The organism is Ruegeria sp. PrR005 (genome assembly GCF_010500245.1).
GTDB classification, from domain to species: Bacteria; Pseudomonadota; Alphaproteobacteria; order Rhodobacterales; family Rhodobacteraceae; genus Ruegeria_B; species Ruegeria_B marisflavi.
The window spans coordinates 97,217-111,880 of record NZ_JAAGOX010000032.1; the positions used below are offsets into that span (position 1 = coordinate 97,217).

A 14,664-nucleotide genomic window follows, 5' to 3' on the forward strand; every position below is an offset into this window, starting at 1 on the left:
ACATGCGCGCCTTTTACGGAACCGAATTGCCGAACCCGCTGATGCTGGGCACCGCGCAATATCCCAGCCCCGCGATCCTGGAACAGGCGTTCCGCGCCAGCGGGGCCGGGGTGGCCACCGTATCGCTGCGGCGCGAATCCGGTGCGGGACAGACATTCTGGTCGATGATCCGCGATCTGGGTGTGCTGGTCCTGCCCAACACCGCCGGCTGCCACACGGTGAAAGAGGCGGTCACCACCGCCCATATGGCGCGCGAGGTGTTCGGCACCCCCTGGATCAAGCTGGAGCTGATTGGCCATACCGACAGCCTGCAACCCGATGTCTTCGGCCTGGTCGAGGCCGCGCGCATCCTGACCGAGGACGGGTTCCAGGTGTTTCCCTATACCACCGACGACCTGATCGTCGGCGAGCGCCTGTTGGCGGCAGGCTGCGAGGTGCTGATGCCCTGGGGCGCGCCCATCGGTTCGGGCCGGGGGCTGAACAACGAATATGCGCTGCGCGCCATGCGGGCCGAGTTTCCCGATGTGCCGCTGGTGGTCGACGCAGGCATCGGCCTGCCCAGCCACGCCGCCCGCGCGATGGAGCTCGGCTATGACGCCGTCCTGCTCAATACCGCCGTGGCCCGCGCGGGCGATCCGGTTGAGATGGCGTGCGCCATGGCCCTGGCCATTCAGGCCGGGCAACTGGCGCATCGCGCCGACCCGATCGAGGCACGCGATATGGCCAGCGCCTCGACCCCAGTCATCGGAAAGGCATTCCTGTCATGACGCTCGACCGGTTCTATCCGATCTTCGACCATACCGACTGGCTGCGCCGGATGCTGCCACTGGGGGTCAAGCTGGTGCAACTCAGGATCAAGGACCAGCCCGACGCAGTGATCCGCGCCGAGATTGCCACCGCGCGCGACCTTTGCCGCGCGCATGGCGCGGTGCTGGTCATCAACGACTATTGGCCGGCCGCCATCGACGCGGGCTGCGACTGGCTGCACTTGGGGCAAGAGGATCTGGACGAGGCCGATCTGCCCGCGATCCGCAAGGCGGGTCTGCGGCTGGGAGTCTCCACTCATGACGATGACGAACTGGAGCGGGTGCTGAGCATGGATCCCGACTATGTGGCCCTTGGCCCGGTCTATCCGACCATCCTGAAACAGATGAAATGGCATCAGCAGGGCCTGCCGCGCGTCACCGAATGGAAAGCGCGAGTAGGTTCCATCCCGCTGGTCGGTATCGGCGGCATGAGTGTCGAGCGTGCGTCGGGCGTGCTGGCCGCCGGGGCCGATATCGTCTCGGTCGTGACCGACATCACCTTGAATGCCGATCCCGAGGCACGCGTGCGCCAATGGATCGAGGCCACCAGATGAGCCGTTATGCCCGCCAGATGATGCTGCCGCAGGTCGGGGCCGAGGGCCAGGCCCGGCTCGCCGCCGCCCGCGTGCTGGTGGTCGGGGCCGGGGGGCTGGCGGCGCCCGCGCTGCCGATCCTTGCCGGGGCAGGGGTGGGGCGGATCGACATTTTTGACGGTGACGCGATCGAGCTGTCGAACCTACATCGCCAGACGCTGTTCACCGAGGCCGACGTCGGCCGGGCCAAGGCCGAGGTTGCCGCTGAACGCTGTCGTGCGTTAAATTCCGGGATTGTCGTGACCGGTACAAAACGGTCAATCACCCCGGAAAACGTCGTCCAAAACAGTCAAAACGCCGATCTGGTGCTGGATTGCGCCGACAGCTATGCCGCCAGCTATCTGCTCAGCGACACCTGTCTGGCGCAGGGTAAACCGCTGATCAGCGCCTCGGTTCTGGGGCTCGTCGGCTATGCGGGCGGCTTCTGCGGCGGTGGGCCCAGCCTGCGCGCGGTCTTCCCCGAGGCACCGGACAGTGCGGCCAGTTGCGCAACCGCTGGCGTGTTGGGGCCAGTTGTCTCCATCTTAGGCTCTATACAGGCGCAAATGGCGCTTTCGGTGCTTCTCGGCCTGGAACCTTCGCCCCTTGGCCAGATGGTGCAGATCGACGCGCAAACCTGGCGGAACAGCGCGTTCCGCTTCGACGCCGCGGCGGAACCGGTCACCGCTTTCCGCTTTGTTGCGCCTTCGGAATTGACAGCCGATGACCTCATTTTCGAACTGCGATCCGAGGCCGAAGCGCCGCACCCGGCGCATCCATCTGCACAGCGGATGACGATAGCAAACTTCGATCTATCAGAGACTAACAATGGAAAACGACTGGCTCTGTGCTGCGCCACCGGCCTCCGGGCCTGGCGCATGGCAGAGCGGTTGCAACCGGATTGGCCCGGCGAGATCGTCCTCGTCGCGGCCGCCACATCATGAAAGGAAACGCGACATGAAACACCTGGTAACTGCACTGGCACTGCTGGCCGCAACGCCCGCATTGGCGCAGGATAAGATGACCCTTCTCTTGGATTGGTTCATCAACCCCGACCACGGCCCGATCATCGTGGCGCAGGAAAAGGGATATTTCGCAGAACAGGGTCTAACTGTGGAAATCGTGGCCCCCGCCGACCCCTCCGCCCCGCCGCGTCTGATTGCCGCCGGGCAGGCCGATCTGGCGGTCAGCTATCAGCCGCAGCTGCACCTGCAAATCCACGAGGGGCTGCCCCTGAAACGTGTCGGCACGCTGGTCGCCACCCCCCTCAACTGTCTGCTGGTGCTTGAAGATGGCCCGATCAAGTCGCCCGCTGACCTCAAGGGAAAGAAGATCGGCTTCTCTGTCGCGGGCGTCGAAGAGGCGATCCTGACCACGGTTCTGGGCAAATACGGTGTTGCCCTGAGCGATGTAGAGATGATCAACGTGAACTTCTCGCTCTCGCCCGCCTTGATGAGCGGTCAGGTCGACGCGGTGATCGGTGCTTACCGGAATTTCGAGTTGAATCAGATGGATATCGAAGGGGTGCCGGGCCGCTGCTTCTATATCGAGGAAGAGGGCGTGCCGTCCTATGACGAGCTGATCTACGTCGCCAACCCCGAGCGGATGGATGCCGACAAGATCGCCCGCTTTCTTGAGGCGACCGAGAAGGCGACGCAGTTCATCGTCAATAACCCGCAAGCCAGCTGGGAGGTCTTCTCGGCCACTTCGCCCGAGTTGCAGGACGAGTTGAACAAGCGCGCCTGGGCCGATACGCTGCCCCGCTTTGCCCTGCGTCCCGCCGGGGTCGACGCGGGCCGCTATGCCCGGTTCGAGGCGTTTCTGAAGGACACAGGCCTGATTGACAGCGTTAACCCGGTCTCAGCCATCGCCATCGACGTGACCGCGGAATGAGTGCGCCGGACTATGGCCGCACCTTTGGCCTGATGCGTGCGGCGGCTGGCCAGCCGTGGCGGAACTATACCCGCCACGCGTTTGTCGAGGGGATGAAGGACGGCAGCCTGCCACACGATGCTTTCCTGCATTACCTGCGACAGGACTACGTGTTCCTGATCCATTTCGCGCGGGCCTGGGCGCTGGCGGTGGTCAAGGGCCAGACCCATGCCGAGATGCTGGCCGCCGTTGGCACCGTCAACGCGCTGGTGGCCGAGGAGATGCAGCTCCATATCGGGGTGTGCGAGGCGGCCGGGATCTCGAAGGACGAGCTGTTCGCCACGCCCGAGCGGCCCGAAAACCTCGCCTATACCCGCTTTGTTCTCGAAGCCGGGTATAGCGGTGATTTGGCCGATTTGCTGGCGGCGCTGGCGCCCTGTGTCATGGGCTATGGCGAAATCGGCGTGCGCCTGGCGGCAGAGGCGACGAGTGATCGCTATAAGGACTGGATCGACACCTATGCCGGGGCCGAGTATCAAGCCGCGTGCAAGGCGGTGGGGGAATTGATGAATCAGGCTCTAACAAGACGAATTGGCCCCGATTTCGAGGCCTCGCCACGATGGGAACGTCTGTGCCGGACCTTCTGCACCGCGACCGAGCTTGAGGTTGGTTTCTGGCAGATGGGGCTGACACCGTGACACCGGCCCCCGCAATCACCCTCTCCGGCAGCGCCAGCATTGATGGCGCGCCCTTGTTCGCGCCGCTGACCTTGCGGTTGGCGGCGGCACAATGGACCTGCCTCTTGGGCGGGTCCGGTGTGGGCAAGTCAACGGTGCTCCGGTTGATCGCGGGGCTGGAGACCGGGGCGGAGTTCAGCGGTACGATCACCGCGTCGGATGGTTCTCCGGTGGTGGCGCGAGTGGCCTATATGGCGCAGGACGACCTGCTGCTGCCCTGGGCCAGTGTCGCGCAGAACGTGGCGCTGGGCGCGCGGCTGCGGGGAGAACAGGTGGACCCTGCCCGGCTCGAAGACCTGCTGCGCCGGGTACGGCTGAGCGATCACGCCGCCAAGCGCCCGGCAGAGCTGTCCGGTGGTCAGCGCCAGCGGGTGGCGCTGGCCCGTACCCTGATGGAGGACAAGCCGGTTGTGCTGCTGGACGAGCCTTTTTCGGCGCTCGATGCCCGTACCCGCGCGGATATGCAGGAGCTGGCCGCCGAGCTGTTGGCCGGGCGGACGGTGCTGCTGGTGACCCATGACCCGGCCGAGGCCGCACGGCTGGGCCATTCGATCCGGGTGATGACAGCCGTAGGGCTGACAGCGGTTGCACCGCCAACGGAACAGATGCCGCGCGCGGTGGATGACGCGGCGACGCTGGAATGCCAGGCTGCGTTGCTCAGGATGCTGCGGGAGGGTGGGCAATGACACGCTGGCTCCCGGCTCTGGCCGCGACCCTTTTTGCGCTGGCGGTCTGGCAGGCGGTGGTCAGCCTGACCGACCTGCCGCGCTTTATCCTGCCGGGACCGGTGCTGGTCGCCGAAACCTGGTGGCAAAACCGCTGGCTGATTGCCGAGCATACGGTGGTGACCGCGCTCGAGGTTCTGATCGGCCTTGCCTGTGGCGCGGTGCTGGGTGTCGCGACGGCGCTGCAACTGGCCAGTTCACGGATTGCACGGGTGCTGGTGCAGCCGATGCTGGTCTTTACCCAGGCGCTGCCGGTCTTTGCGCTGGCCCCTATCCTGACGCTGTGGCTGGGCTATGGGCTGTGGTCCAAGGTGGCAATGGCGGTGCTGATCATCTATTTCCCGATCACGGCGGCGTTTTTTGACGGGCTGATGCGGACGCCTGTCGGCTACCTCGACCTGGCCCGTACCATGCAGGCCAGCCCGCGCGCGGTGCTTTGGCATATCCGGGTGCCTGCTGCGCTGCCGCAGCTGGCCTCGGGCCTGCGGCTGGCAGCGGTCTATGCGCCGATCGGCGCGGTGATCGGGGAATGGGTAGGCGCGTCAAAGGGCCTGGGTTATCTGATGCTGTTGGCCAATGGCCGGGCGAAAACGGACCTGATGTTCGCCGCCATGCTGACACTGGGCGTGCTATCGGTGCTGCTGCATCTGGCGATGCGGCGTGCGACACGGAGGATGGCGGGCGAGCGTTAACCTCTCGGAAACCGATTCGGGGCGAGGCTGATTGCCATGCGCCAGACTGGTCTTTCCGAGGCCCCGATGCTGTTCGACATGGACGAAGCGCCGGAGATGCCGCTGCCTTCGGGGCGGTTGCCGTCCTATATCCGGGATCATCGCAAGCGGCTGCGGGACAGGTTCATGGCCGGTGGTGCGGCGGCGCTGCCGGATTACGAATTGCTTGAACTGGTGTTGTTCCGCTCCATCCCGCGGCAGGATGTGAAGCCGCTGGCGCGGCTGCTGCTTGATACGTTTGGCGATTTCAACCGGGTGCTGACCGCGCCGGTGGAACGGTTGGCCGAGGTCAAGGGCGTGGGCGAGGCGGTGATCACCGATCTCAAGATACTTGAGGCCAGCGCCCACCGCATGGCCCGCGCCCGGGTGATGCAGCGGCAGGTGATCTCCAGCTGGGATGCGCTGCTGGATTATTGCCACACCACCATGGCGCATCGCGAGACCGAGCAGTTCCGGGTCTTCTACCTCGACCGCAAGAACGTGCTGATCGCGGATGAGGAACAGGCGCGCGGCACGGTCGATCACGTGCCGGTCTATCCGCGCGAGGTGGCCAAGCGGGCGCTGGAGCTGAACGCCTCGGCGCTGATCCTGGTGCATAACCACCCCTCGGGTGATCCGACCCCGTCGCAATCGGATATCGACATGACGGCGCGGATCCGGGCCGCGTGTGAGGCGCTGGGGCTCACGCTGCACGACCATCTGATCATCGGAAAGTCGGTCGAGCTGAGCTTCCGCGCCGAAGGGTTTCTTTAGGGGGCGCTGCCCCCGTCGCGGCAGGGCCGCGACTCCCCCGGAGTATTGCAGGCGAGATGAAGGGGCTACCTGACCCAGACCTCGACCCGGCGGTTGACCTGACGGCCCCAGTCGCTGTCATCACAGGCCATCGGCAGCGCCTCGCCAAAGGCATCGACCGAGATCCCGACCCGCGCCAGGTCGAGGGTTTCGGCCGCTTGCAACACTGCGTCGCGCACAGCCTCGGCCCGTTTCAGGGCGATGCGCGCGTTGCCCTCGGCGGCGCCATCACCGTCGCTGAACCCGACAAAGAGCAACTGGCGCGTATCGTAGGCGCCGCTTTCCAGAGCCTGGGCCAGTTGCGCGATATTGGTGCGTGATTGCGCGTCGGGGCGTGAAGAGCCGGTTTCGAACCGGAACGACAGGCTGAGCCGCTGCATGCCCGACAGGGTCGAGACAAGCCGTTGCAGTTCGGTCAGCGGCACTTCTGCCCCGGCGGCAGCGATGGCATTGGCCAGCCGGTTGCCCTGTCCCGCGACGGGAATCAGTTCGGGCGCCTGATCGACAAAACCGGCGCGGCGGATCACGATCTGGGCCGCCGGGCTGCGCATATAGGCCATAAACTCGCGCGCCACCTTGGGCAGGCGTCGCGCGGGCATATAGAGGAACATCGGCGAGTTCAGCGGATAATCCTCGGTCTTGATATTGCGGCGGGTGGCGGCCAGCGAAAAGCCGCATTCCCCGGTCAGGGTCAGCGGCCGGGCCGTGCCGGTTTCAGCAAAACTGGCAATACCGATGGCAAACGGGTCGATGGTGACGGCGCGGGACAGCAGGCTGGAGCGGGTGTGGCGGATCACGTCATCGGGAAGTGTCTTGCGGACCGGGGTCAGCAGGCGATCCTCGACCGCCTGCGCCAGGCCGGACCCGGCGGTTGGCAGATGCAGCGCGATGGGGGCGTCGGGGCCACCCAGATCCGCCCAATTGTCGATCTCACCGGCAAACACACGCGCCAGCATCGGCATCGAGATGCTTTGCACCGGATTGACCGGTGCCACCACGGGTACCATCGCATCCAGCGCCAGAACCCGCGAGCGGTTGTTGTCGGTCATGTCGCCCAGGCCGAGTTCGAGCGCCCGCCGGCGCTCCTCGGGCCGGATCTCGCGCAGGGCCATGACCAGGTCGGCCTCGTCGGCCAGAAGATCGGCAAAGCCTTCGTCGGTGGTTGTCACGCGGAATGAAAACACGGCATGGGGACGGGCCGGGTCGTTCTGGAACAGCAGATAGCTGAACCGCGTCTCATCCTCGGTTTCCCGCCGGGTCTGGTAGCGGTTGCGCAGGGCAAAACCTTCAATCAGGGCGGGAAGCAGTACTTCGGCCATAGTGGAGGAGCCGCTGAGCGTCAACTCGGCGATATAGTCGGTCATGCTGGGGCAGGCGGGGCCATCGCAGGTGACCCCGGACCCGTCCACGGTCAGCTCTCCGTACCGGGTTTCAACCCGATAGAACTCGCCATCGAAACCCAGCAGGGTTCCGGTTATCTCGACCTTGCCGTCATGCGAGGTGAGCGTGATGTCCTGCGCGGCGCTGGGGCCGGCTGGTACAAAGGAAAGTGCGGCGAGAACCGCCGCACGGAACAAATTCATGAGGAACCTGAAATTACCTGCGGATCATTTGGCGGCAATCTTCAGGTCTTCGATCAGATTATTCAACACCAGAAAATCACCGGCCGCAGAACAATCGGGGATGGACAACACCAGATCATGGGTTCCAAGCGTTCCGTCACCGCGCAACTCGATGGATTGCGCTGAAATGTCCCGGCCACAATTGGTCGCCGCGACCTCAGCTTCGAGCGACAAAGCGATGGTTCCGCTGACCGGGCTGTCAGAGGCGGGGAAGCTGTAGATTTCCGCGATTTGCGGGGCCAGCGTGCCAGGTTCGCCCAGGCGCACCACCTGACCGTACCCCTTGGCGGCGGTGTCGGCCCATACGTGGCCTGTGTCGCCATAAGCGGCCCCGAATTCGCGCGCGTGCAACTGAAGGCCCGCCGCGCCCGACCACTGAACGGCAACGCGGGCGATTTGGTTCAGGTCCTCGACCAGTGTCGTGGCGACTGCGCCGCGGCCGTTCTGCAAGGCCACGACAAAAACCGCATCCGCCGACAGGACCGGCACCGTCACGGACAGATTACCCGCATCGTCGGTTGTTTCGGTAAAGATCAGGCCGCTGTGGTGCACGGTAACCCGCTGGTTGCCATAGCAGGGGGCGCTGACCGAGAGCTTGGCGCTGGCCATGGGGGCGGGTTCGGCCACCGCCTGAATCGCGCAGCCCAATTGCGGTTCAGTGGGATCCAGCGGCGTTTCCGGCAGAACCTCGCCCTTGACCGGAAACGGGCTGACCTGTTCCAGCGCGGGCGCAGGCAGGCGGCCTGGCTGGCTCAATTCGACGGATGCGGCGGCCAGCGACAGGCCCACGGCCCGTGTCACCGCGTGGTCCTGGACATCGGTCACGGCTTCGGGCTGCTGAACCGCCTGCTGGATGACCGCCTGGCGTGGCGAAACCTGCCGTGCCTCGCGGGCGGCGTTCTGCTGCATCAGGAACCCGATCAGCGCCGCGCACAGCACCGTTCCGCCCGCCGTCAGGATCTTGCGACTCTTCTGTGCCATTTCCGCACTCCATCACCTGATAATCCGCCAGGAGTGTCGAAAACAAAGGCGGCCAAGATATGGCCGCCTGTGGGAGTCATTGTGTCAGTGGGGACCGGCCTCAGGCCAGGCGACCATGGCAGTGCTTGAACTTCTTGCCCGATCCGCAGGGGCAGGCGTCGTTCCTCGCCGGGTTGCCCCAGGTGTCGGGATTTGCTTCGTCAAAACCGGGGCGCGCATCGCCCGAGGCTTTGGCCTCGGCGATCTCTTCGGCGCGCTGGCCAGCCTGTTGCACCTGAGCCTGCTGAGCCAGCATCTGCGCCATCATCTGGCGCTGTTCCTCTTCGGTCAGCATCCGCACCCGCGACAATTGCTGCGTCACGGTTTCGCGCAGACTGTCCAGAAGACCCTCGAACAGCTGGAAGCTTTCGCTCTTGTACTCGTTCAGCGGGTCGCGCTGGGCATAGCCGCGGAAGCCCACGACAGACCGCAGGTGCTCCAGCTTCAGCAGGTGTTCGCGCCACTTGCTGTCGATGGTCTGCAACAGCACCTGCTTTTCGACGTTGCGCATGTTCTCGGCGCCAAAGTCGGCAGCCTTCTTTTCCATGAACTCGTTGCCCGCCTTGATCAGGCGCTCGCGGATCTCGTCGTTGTCCACACCCTCTTCGGAGGCCCATTCGATGACCGGCACGTCGATGCCCAGTTTCTCGATCACCGCAGCATAAAGGCCGTGGGTGTTCCACTGGTCCGCATAGCTTTTGGGGGGCATGAATTCGTCGATCAGGTCGTCAATCACCTGTTCGCGCATGTCGGCCACAATCTCGGACAGGTCCTCGGCCGCCATGATCTCGCGCCGCTGGCTAAAGATCACCTTGCGCTGGTCGTTCATCACGTCGTCGAACTTCAGCACGTTCTTGCGCATGTCAAAGTTGCGGCCCTCGACCTTGGCCTGGGCGCGTTCGAGCGATTTGTTCACCCAGGGGTGAATGATTGCCTCGCCTTCCTTCATGCCCAGCGTGGTCAATACCTTGTCCAGCCGCTCCGAGCCGAAGATGCGCATCAGGTCGTCTTCAAGGCTGAGGTAGAACACCGTGCGGCCCGGGTCGCCCTGACGGCCGGAACGGCCGCGCAGCTGGTTGTCGATGCGGCGGCTTTCGTGCCGCTCGGATGCCATGACGAACAGGCCGCCGGCGTCCAGCACCTTTTGCTTTTCCTCGGCGTGACGGGCCTCTTCGGCGGCGCGCAGCTCGACCGGGTCTGCCTCGGGGTTCTCGGCCAGGGCTTCCAGCACCTTCATCTCGACGTTGCCGCCCAGCTGGATGTCGGTGCCGCGACCGGCCATGTTGGTGGCGATGGTCACTGCGCCGAACCGGCCTGCTTCGGCCACGATCTGCGCCTCGCGCTCGTGCTGGCGGGCGTTCAGGACGTTGTGCGCGATGCCTTCCTTGGTCAGCATCTGGCTCAGCATCTCGGATTTCTCGATCGAGGTGGTGCCCAGCAGCACTGGCTGCCCCTTTTCATGCGCCTTCTTGGTCTCGGCGATCATGGCGGCGTATTTCTCGGCCGCTGTGCGATAGACCTGGTCGTCCTCGTCCTTACGTGCGATCGGCCTGTTGGTGGGCACTTCGACCACGCCCAGGCCATAGATCTCGGCAAATTCCTCGGCCTCGGTCAGCGCGGTGCCGGTCATCCCGGCCAGCTTGTCGTAGAGGCGGAAATAGTTCTGAAATGTCACGCTGGCCAGCGTCACGTTCTCGGGCTGGATCTGGACGTTTTCCTTGGCTTCGATGGCCTGATGCAGTCCGTCCGACAACCGGCGGCCAGGCATCATGCGGCCGGTGAATTCGTCGATCAGCACAACCTCGCCATCGCGGACGATGTAGTCCTTGTCGCGCTGGAACAGCTTGTGCGCCCGCAGCCCCTGGTTGACGTGATGCACGATGGTCGTGCTTTCAGGGTCATAGAGCGACTGCCCCTCGGGCAGCAGGCCACGCGCGACCAGCTGCGCCTCGAGAAACTCGTTGCCCTCGTCGGTAAAGGTGACGTTGCGGGTCTTTTCGTCCAGTTCGTAGTGACCCTCGGACAGCGAGGGCAGCAGCGCGTCAATGGCGACGTAAAGTTCCGACCGGTCCTGCGCCGGGCCCGAGATGATCAGCGGCGTGCGCGCCTCGTCGATCAGGATCGAGTCGACCTCGTCCACGATCGCGAAATTGTGCTGCTTCTGATAGACCTCGCTCAACTCGCCCTTCATGTTGTCGCGCAGATAGTCGAAGCCAAGCTCGTTGTTGGTGGCATAGGTGATGTCGCTTTGATAGGCGGCCATCTTCTGGTCGTCGGGCTGGCCCGACCAGATCACGCCGGTGGTCATGCCAAGCGCGGCGAACACCTTGCCCATCCATTCCGAGTCGCGCTTGGCCAGGTATTCGTTCACCGTGACCACATGCACGCCCTTGCCTGTCAGCGCGTTCAGATAGGCGGGGAAGGTGGCGACCAGCGTCTTGCCTTCGCCCGTCTTCATTTCGCTGATATTGCCCTGATGCAGGAACATCCCGCCCATCAGCTGCACGTCAAAGGCCCGCAGACCCAGCGCGCGACGGGCCGCCTCGCGGCAGTTGGCGAATGCCTCGGGCAACAGATCGTCCAGGCTCTCGCCGTCCAGAGCGCGCTTGCGCAGCTCCTCGGTTTTCGCCTTCAGCCCGTCGTCGGACAGTTTCGAGAATTCCTCTTCCAACCCGTTGATCCGTGCGATCACCGGGCGGGTTGCCTTGATCTTGCGGTCGTTCGGTGTTCCGAACACCTTTTTGGCAAGCGTTCCAAGTCCCAGCATATGCACTCCAGCGGATCTGTTCGGTCATGGTTACGACAGGCTTGCCCGCCATGTGCGCAACCCATAGATACGGGGGGTGAAGGCGGTCCTGTCAAAGGCTTCAAGCGATGTAAGCGGCAGGCTCCAGAGTGTCAACGCCGTGCCCCGTCGCGGCCCGTGAATAGGATGAATTCAATGCCCAAAGGTTTCACTTTCCTGCCATCGCTGGCGCTTGCGCTGGTTCTGGCCCTGCCGGTCTCGGCCGAGACCAAGGCCGAGGCCGGTACCGTGGTCGCCCGCGTCAATGGCGAAGAGATCACCCTGGGCCATATGATCATCGCCCGTGCGACCCTGCCGCAGCAATACCAGCAGCTGCCGGACGAGGTGCTGTTCGAGGGTATCCTTGACCAGCTGATCCAGCAGACGCTGCTGAAGCAGGTACAGAACGGCCGCACGCCCCTCCAGGTCGTGCTGTCGCTGGAGAATGAGGAACGCTCGCTGCTGGCGGGCGAGACCATCGACCAGATCATGGCGTCGGTCACCACTGACGAGGCGCTCCAGACGGCCTATGATGCCAAGTATGCTGACGGATTTGGCGAAGATGAGTTCAACGCGTCTCATATCCTGGTGCCGTCCGAGGACGAGGCCAAAGCGGTCAAGGACCTGATCGACAACGGTGCCGATTTTGCCGCCACCGCGCGCGAGAAATCGACCGGCCCGTCCGGCCCTAACGGTGGCGAGCTGGGTTGGTTCGGAGCGGGTGCCATGGTGCCCGAGTTCGAGGCTGCGGTGATGGAGCTTGAGGTCGGCAAGGTTTCGGTCCCGGTGCAGACCCAATTCGGCTGGCATGTCATCAAGCTCAACGACAAGCGCAAATCGACCGCGCCCGAACTGGACGAGGTGCGCGAAGAGCTTGCCGGCCAGATCCAGCAGGATGCAATCGAAGCGCGTCTGGCCGACCTGACCCGCGACGGCAATATCGAAAAGCCCGATCTCGGCGGCATTGGCCCTGATGTGCTGCGTCAATTCGAACTCGTGCAGGAGTGATCCTCTGAAATGGCCAAGATAACCAAGGTTTCCCCGCTGGCACCCGCCAGTTTCCCTTCCCTTCCGGAGATTGACGGCCTGCGTCTGGCCACCATTGCCGCCGGTGTGCGCTATCAGGGCCGCACCGACGTGATGATGGCAGTGATGGATCCCGGCACCTCGGTCGCGGGTGTGTTCACCCGCTCGGCCACGCGCTCGGCCCCGGTGCTGGATTGCCAGGCGAAGATCGGCGGTGCCAGCGACGGACCGGCGGCTATCGTGGTCAACTCGGGCAATTCCAATGCCTTTACCGGCCATTACGGCCAGACCTCGGTGGCCGAGGTCACCCGCGCGGTGGCCGAGGTCACCGGCGTGCCGGTCGAACGGGTCTTTACCTCTTCGACCGGAGTCATTGGCGAGCCGATGAAGCACGAGCGTATTGTGGCCAAGCTGGGCGATCTGAACGCGACGCTGCGCCCGGACGCGTTGGAAGAGGCGGCGCGCGCCATCATGACGACCGACACCTTCCCCAAGGGAGCCAGCAAGACGGTCGGGATCGACGGCAAGACCGTCAAGATCGCGGGGATTGCCAAAGGTTCGGGCATGATCGCGCCCGACATGGCGACGATGCTGGTCTATATCTTCACCGATGCCCGCGTCGAGCAGGGCGCGCTTCAGTCCATGCTGTCGGCGATGACCGACCGGACCTTCAACTGCATCACCGTGGACAGCGATACCTCGACCTCGGACACGTTGTTGTTGGCCGCGACCGGTGCCTCGGGGGTTGATGCGACCGGCAATGCCGAGTTCGCCGCAGGGCTCGAAGACGTGATGCTGGACCTGGCCAAGCAGGTCGTGCGCGACGGCGAAGGTGCCACGAAATTCGTCGAGATCCGGGTGACCGGCGCGGCCTCTGATGCCGATGCAAAGGTGCACGGCATGGCCATCGCCAATTCGCCGCTGATCAAGACCGCGATTGCGGGCGAGGATCCCAATTGGGGCCGTGTCGTCATGGCCATCGGCAAATCCGGCGCCGCCGCCGACCGTGACCTGCTGAGCATTTCCTTTGGCGATATCCTGGTGGCGGAAAAAGGCTGGGTCAGCCCGAGCTACAAAGAGGCCGAGGCCGCCGCCTATATGAAGGGGCAAGAGTTGGTGATCGGCGTCGATCTGGGGCTGGGCGAGGGGCAGGCGACTGTCTGGACCTGCGATCTGACCCACGGGTACATCGAGATCAACGCGGATTACCGGTCGTGAAGACCGTCCTTGTTTCCGCCGTCGCCCTGATCGACGTGGACGGCCGGGTGCTGCTGGCGCAGCGCCCGGAGGGCAAGTCGATGGCCGGTCTGTGGGAGTTTCCGGGCGGCAAGGTCGAGCCCGGCGAAACACCGGAACACGCCTTGATTCGCGAACTGGACGAGGAGCTGGGGATCAATACCTGGGCCTCCTGCCTGGCGCCACTGACCTTTGCCAGCCACAGCTATGATGATTTTCACTTGCTGATGCCGCTGTTTGCCTGCCGCAAATGGGAGGGCGTTCCGCAATCGCGCGAAGGTCAGGCGCTGAAATGGGTCCGAGCGCGGGATCTTCGGGACTATCCCATGCCTCCGGCCGATGTCCCCCTGATCCCGATACTGAGGGACTGGCTATAAACCTGTCCCTTGATGGTTATCCATGAATATGTATGCATTTAATCGGCACATGTTGCGGTAGCCGCACAAAAAATATCTATATTTTGTGCGCCTGTAACCAATTGTGGCGATTTACTACACAATTTTGAAATGATTTGTCCGTCTCGCCCATGTACACTCTGGGGTGTCAAGTTCTGTGGGGAGGATGTGACATGTTGCGAACAATTGCAGTTGGCAGTTGTGTGCTGATCCAGGGCATTTTCGTTCGTGCCTATGCGAACGGGACGATATCGGTAAAGGTCGGTGACCAAATCTATACCGGACGCCCGGTTCAGACAGAAGCCGCCTGAAGACGGACAGACTTTCAAGACCACCACTCACTTA

At 63.9% G+C, this 14,664-nt stretch carries 14 protein-coding genes; 11 read left to right on the forward strand and 3 right to left on the reverse strand.

Annotated features, from left to right (window positions below):
* Positions 1–2 precede the first annotated feature (2 nt).
* The 8 genes from G0P99_RS16020 to radC are packed head-to-tail and all read left to right on the forward strand — an operon-like array spanning position 3 to position 6,196.
* Positions 3–767 carry a thiazole synthase gene (locus G0P99_RS16020; RefSeq protein ID WP_164131492.1) on the forward strand — a complete coding sequence of 255 codons (765 nt, stop codon included), beginning with the start codon at positions 3–5 and terminating at the stop codon, positions 765–767.
* Positions 764–1,360, forward strand: a complete 597-nt coding sequence (locus tag G0P99_RS16025) for a thiamine phosphate synthase (RefSeq protein ID WP_164131493.1) — start codon at positions 764–766, stop codon at positions 1,358–1,360. The genes G0P99_RS16020 and G0P99_RS16025 overlap by 4 nt, the downstream gene beginning before the upstream one ends.
* Positions 1,357–2,322, forward strand: coding sequence for a thiazole biosynthesis adenylyltransferase ThiF (locus tag G0P99_RS16030; RefSeq protein WP_164131494.1), 966 nt, complete (start codon positions 1,357–1,359; stop codon positions 2,320–2,322). Before G0P99_RS16025 ends, G0P99_RS16030 begins: the two co-directional genes overlap by 4 nt.
* 13 nt (positions 2,323–2,335) lie before the next feature.
* On the forward strand, positions 2,336–3,271 hold the full coding sequence (locus G0P99_RS16035; protein WP_164131495.1) for an ABC transporter substrate-binding protein: 936 nt from the start codon (positions 2,336–2,338) through the stop codon (positions 3,269–3,271).
* Positions 3,268–3,948: a thiaminase II gene (gene tenA, locus G0P99_RS16040; protein WP_239059842.1), complete on the forward strand. Its 681-nt coding sequence runs from the start codon at positions 3,268–3,270 to the stop codon at positions 3,946–3,948. Before G0P99_RS16035 ends, tenA begins: the two co-directional genes overlap by 4 nt.
* Entirely contained in the window at positions 3,945–4,673 is a 729-nt protein-coding gene (locus G0P99_RS16045) for an ABC transporter ATP-binding protein (RefSeq protein ID WP_164131496.1), read from the forward strand. The genes tenA and G0P99_RS16045 overlap by 4 nt, the downstream gene beginning before the upstream one ends.
* Complete coding sequence (locus G0P99_RS16050) at positions 4,670–5,404, forward strand: ABC transporter permease (RefSeq protein WP_164131497.1); 735 nt, start codon at positions 4,670–4,672, stop codon at positions 5,402–5,404. The genes G0P99_RS16045 and G0P99_RS16050 overlap by 4 nt, the downstream gene beginning before the upstream one ends.
* A gap of 36 nt (positions 5,405–5,440) precedes the next feature.
* The gene (gene radC, locus G0P99_RS16055) at positions 5,441–6,196 is read left to right on the forward strand and encodes a DNA repair protein RadC (RefSeq protein ID WP_370462812.1); all 756 of its coding nucleotides are present in this window, start codon (positions 5,441–5,443) and stop codon (positions 6,194–6,196) included.
* 65 nt (positions 6,197–6,261) lie between these two features.
* Here the strand turns inward: radC and G0P99_RS16060 are convergent, their stop codons facing one another.
* From G0P99_RS16060 to secA, 3 genes are all read right to left on the reverse strand, one after another.
* Positions 6,262–7,818 (reverse strand): phosphate ABC transporter substrate-binding/OmpA family protein, encoded by a 1,557-nt coding sequence (locus tag G0P99_RS16060; protein WP_164131498.1) that lies wholly within the window; start codon positions 7,816–7,818, stop codon positions 6,262–6,264.
* A gap of 24 nt (positions 7,819–7,842) precedes the next feature.
* Positions 7,843–8,838, reverse strand: a complete 996-nt coding sequence (locus G0P99_RS16065; protein WP_164131499.1) for a hypothetical protein — start codon at positions 8,836–8,838, stop codon at positions 7,843–7,845.
* A 100-nt stretch (positions 8,839–8,938) separates the two neighbouring features.
* A complete protein-coding gene (gene secA, locus G0P99_RS16070) occupies positions 8,939–11,644 on the reverse strand; it encodes a preprotein translocase subunit SecA (RefSeq protein ID WP_164131500.1) in 2,706 nt (901 codons plus the stop codon).
* 174 nt (positions 11,645–11,818) lie between these two features.
* On the opposite strand from secA, the gene G0P99_RS16075 reads away from it, so the two are divergent.
* Genes G0P99_RS16075 through mutT form a run of 3 tightly spaced genes read left to right on the forward strand, consistent with a single transcriptional unit; the run spans position 11,819 to position 14,301 of the window.
* The gene (locus tag G0P99_RS16075; RefSeq protein WP_164131501.1) at positions 11,819–12,670 is read left to right on the forward strand and encodes a peptidylprolyl isomerase; all 852 of its coding nucleotides are present in this window, start codon (positions 11,819–11,821) and stop codon (positions 12,668–12,670) included.
* Positions 12,671–12,679: 9 nt separating this feature from the next.
* Positions 12,680–13,906, forward strand: coding sequence for a bifunctional glutamate N-acetyltransferase/amino-acid acetyltransferase ArgJ (gene argJ, locus G0P99_RS16080; RefSeq protein WP_164131502.1), 1,227 nt, complete (start codon positions 12,680–12,682; stop codon positions 13,904–13,906).
* A complete protein-coding gene (gene mutT / locus G0P99_RS16085; RefSeq protein WP_164131503.1) occupies positions 13,903–14,301 on the forward strand; it encodes an 8-oxo-dGTP diphosphatase MutT in 399 nt (132 codons plus the stop codon). Before argJ ends, mutT begins: the two co-directional genes overlap by 4 nt.
* The last annotated feature ends 363 nt before the right edge of the window (positions 14,302–14,664 follow it).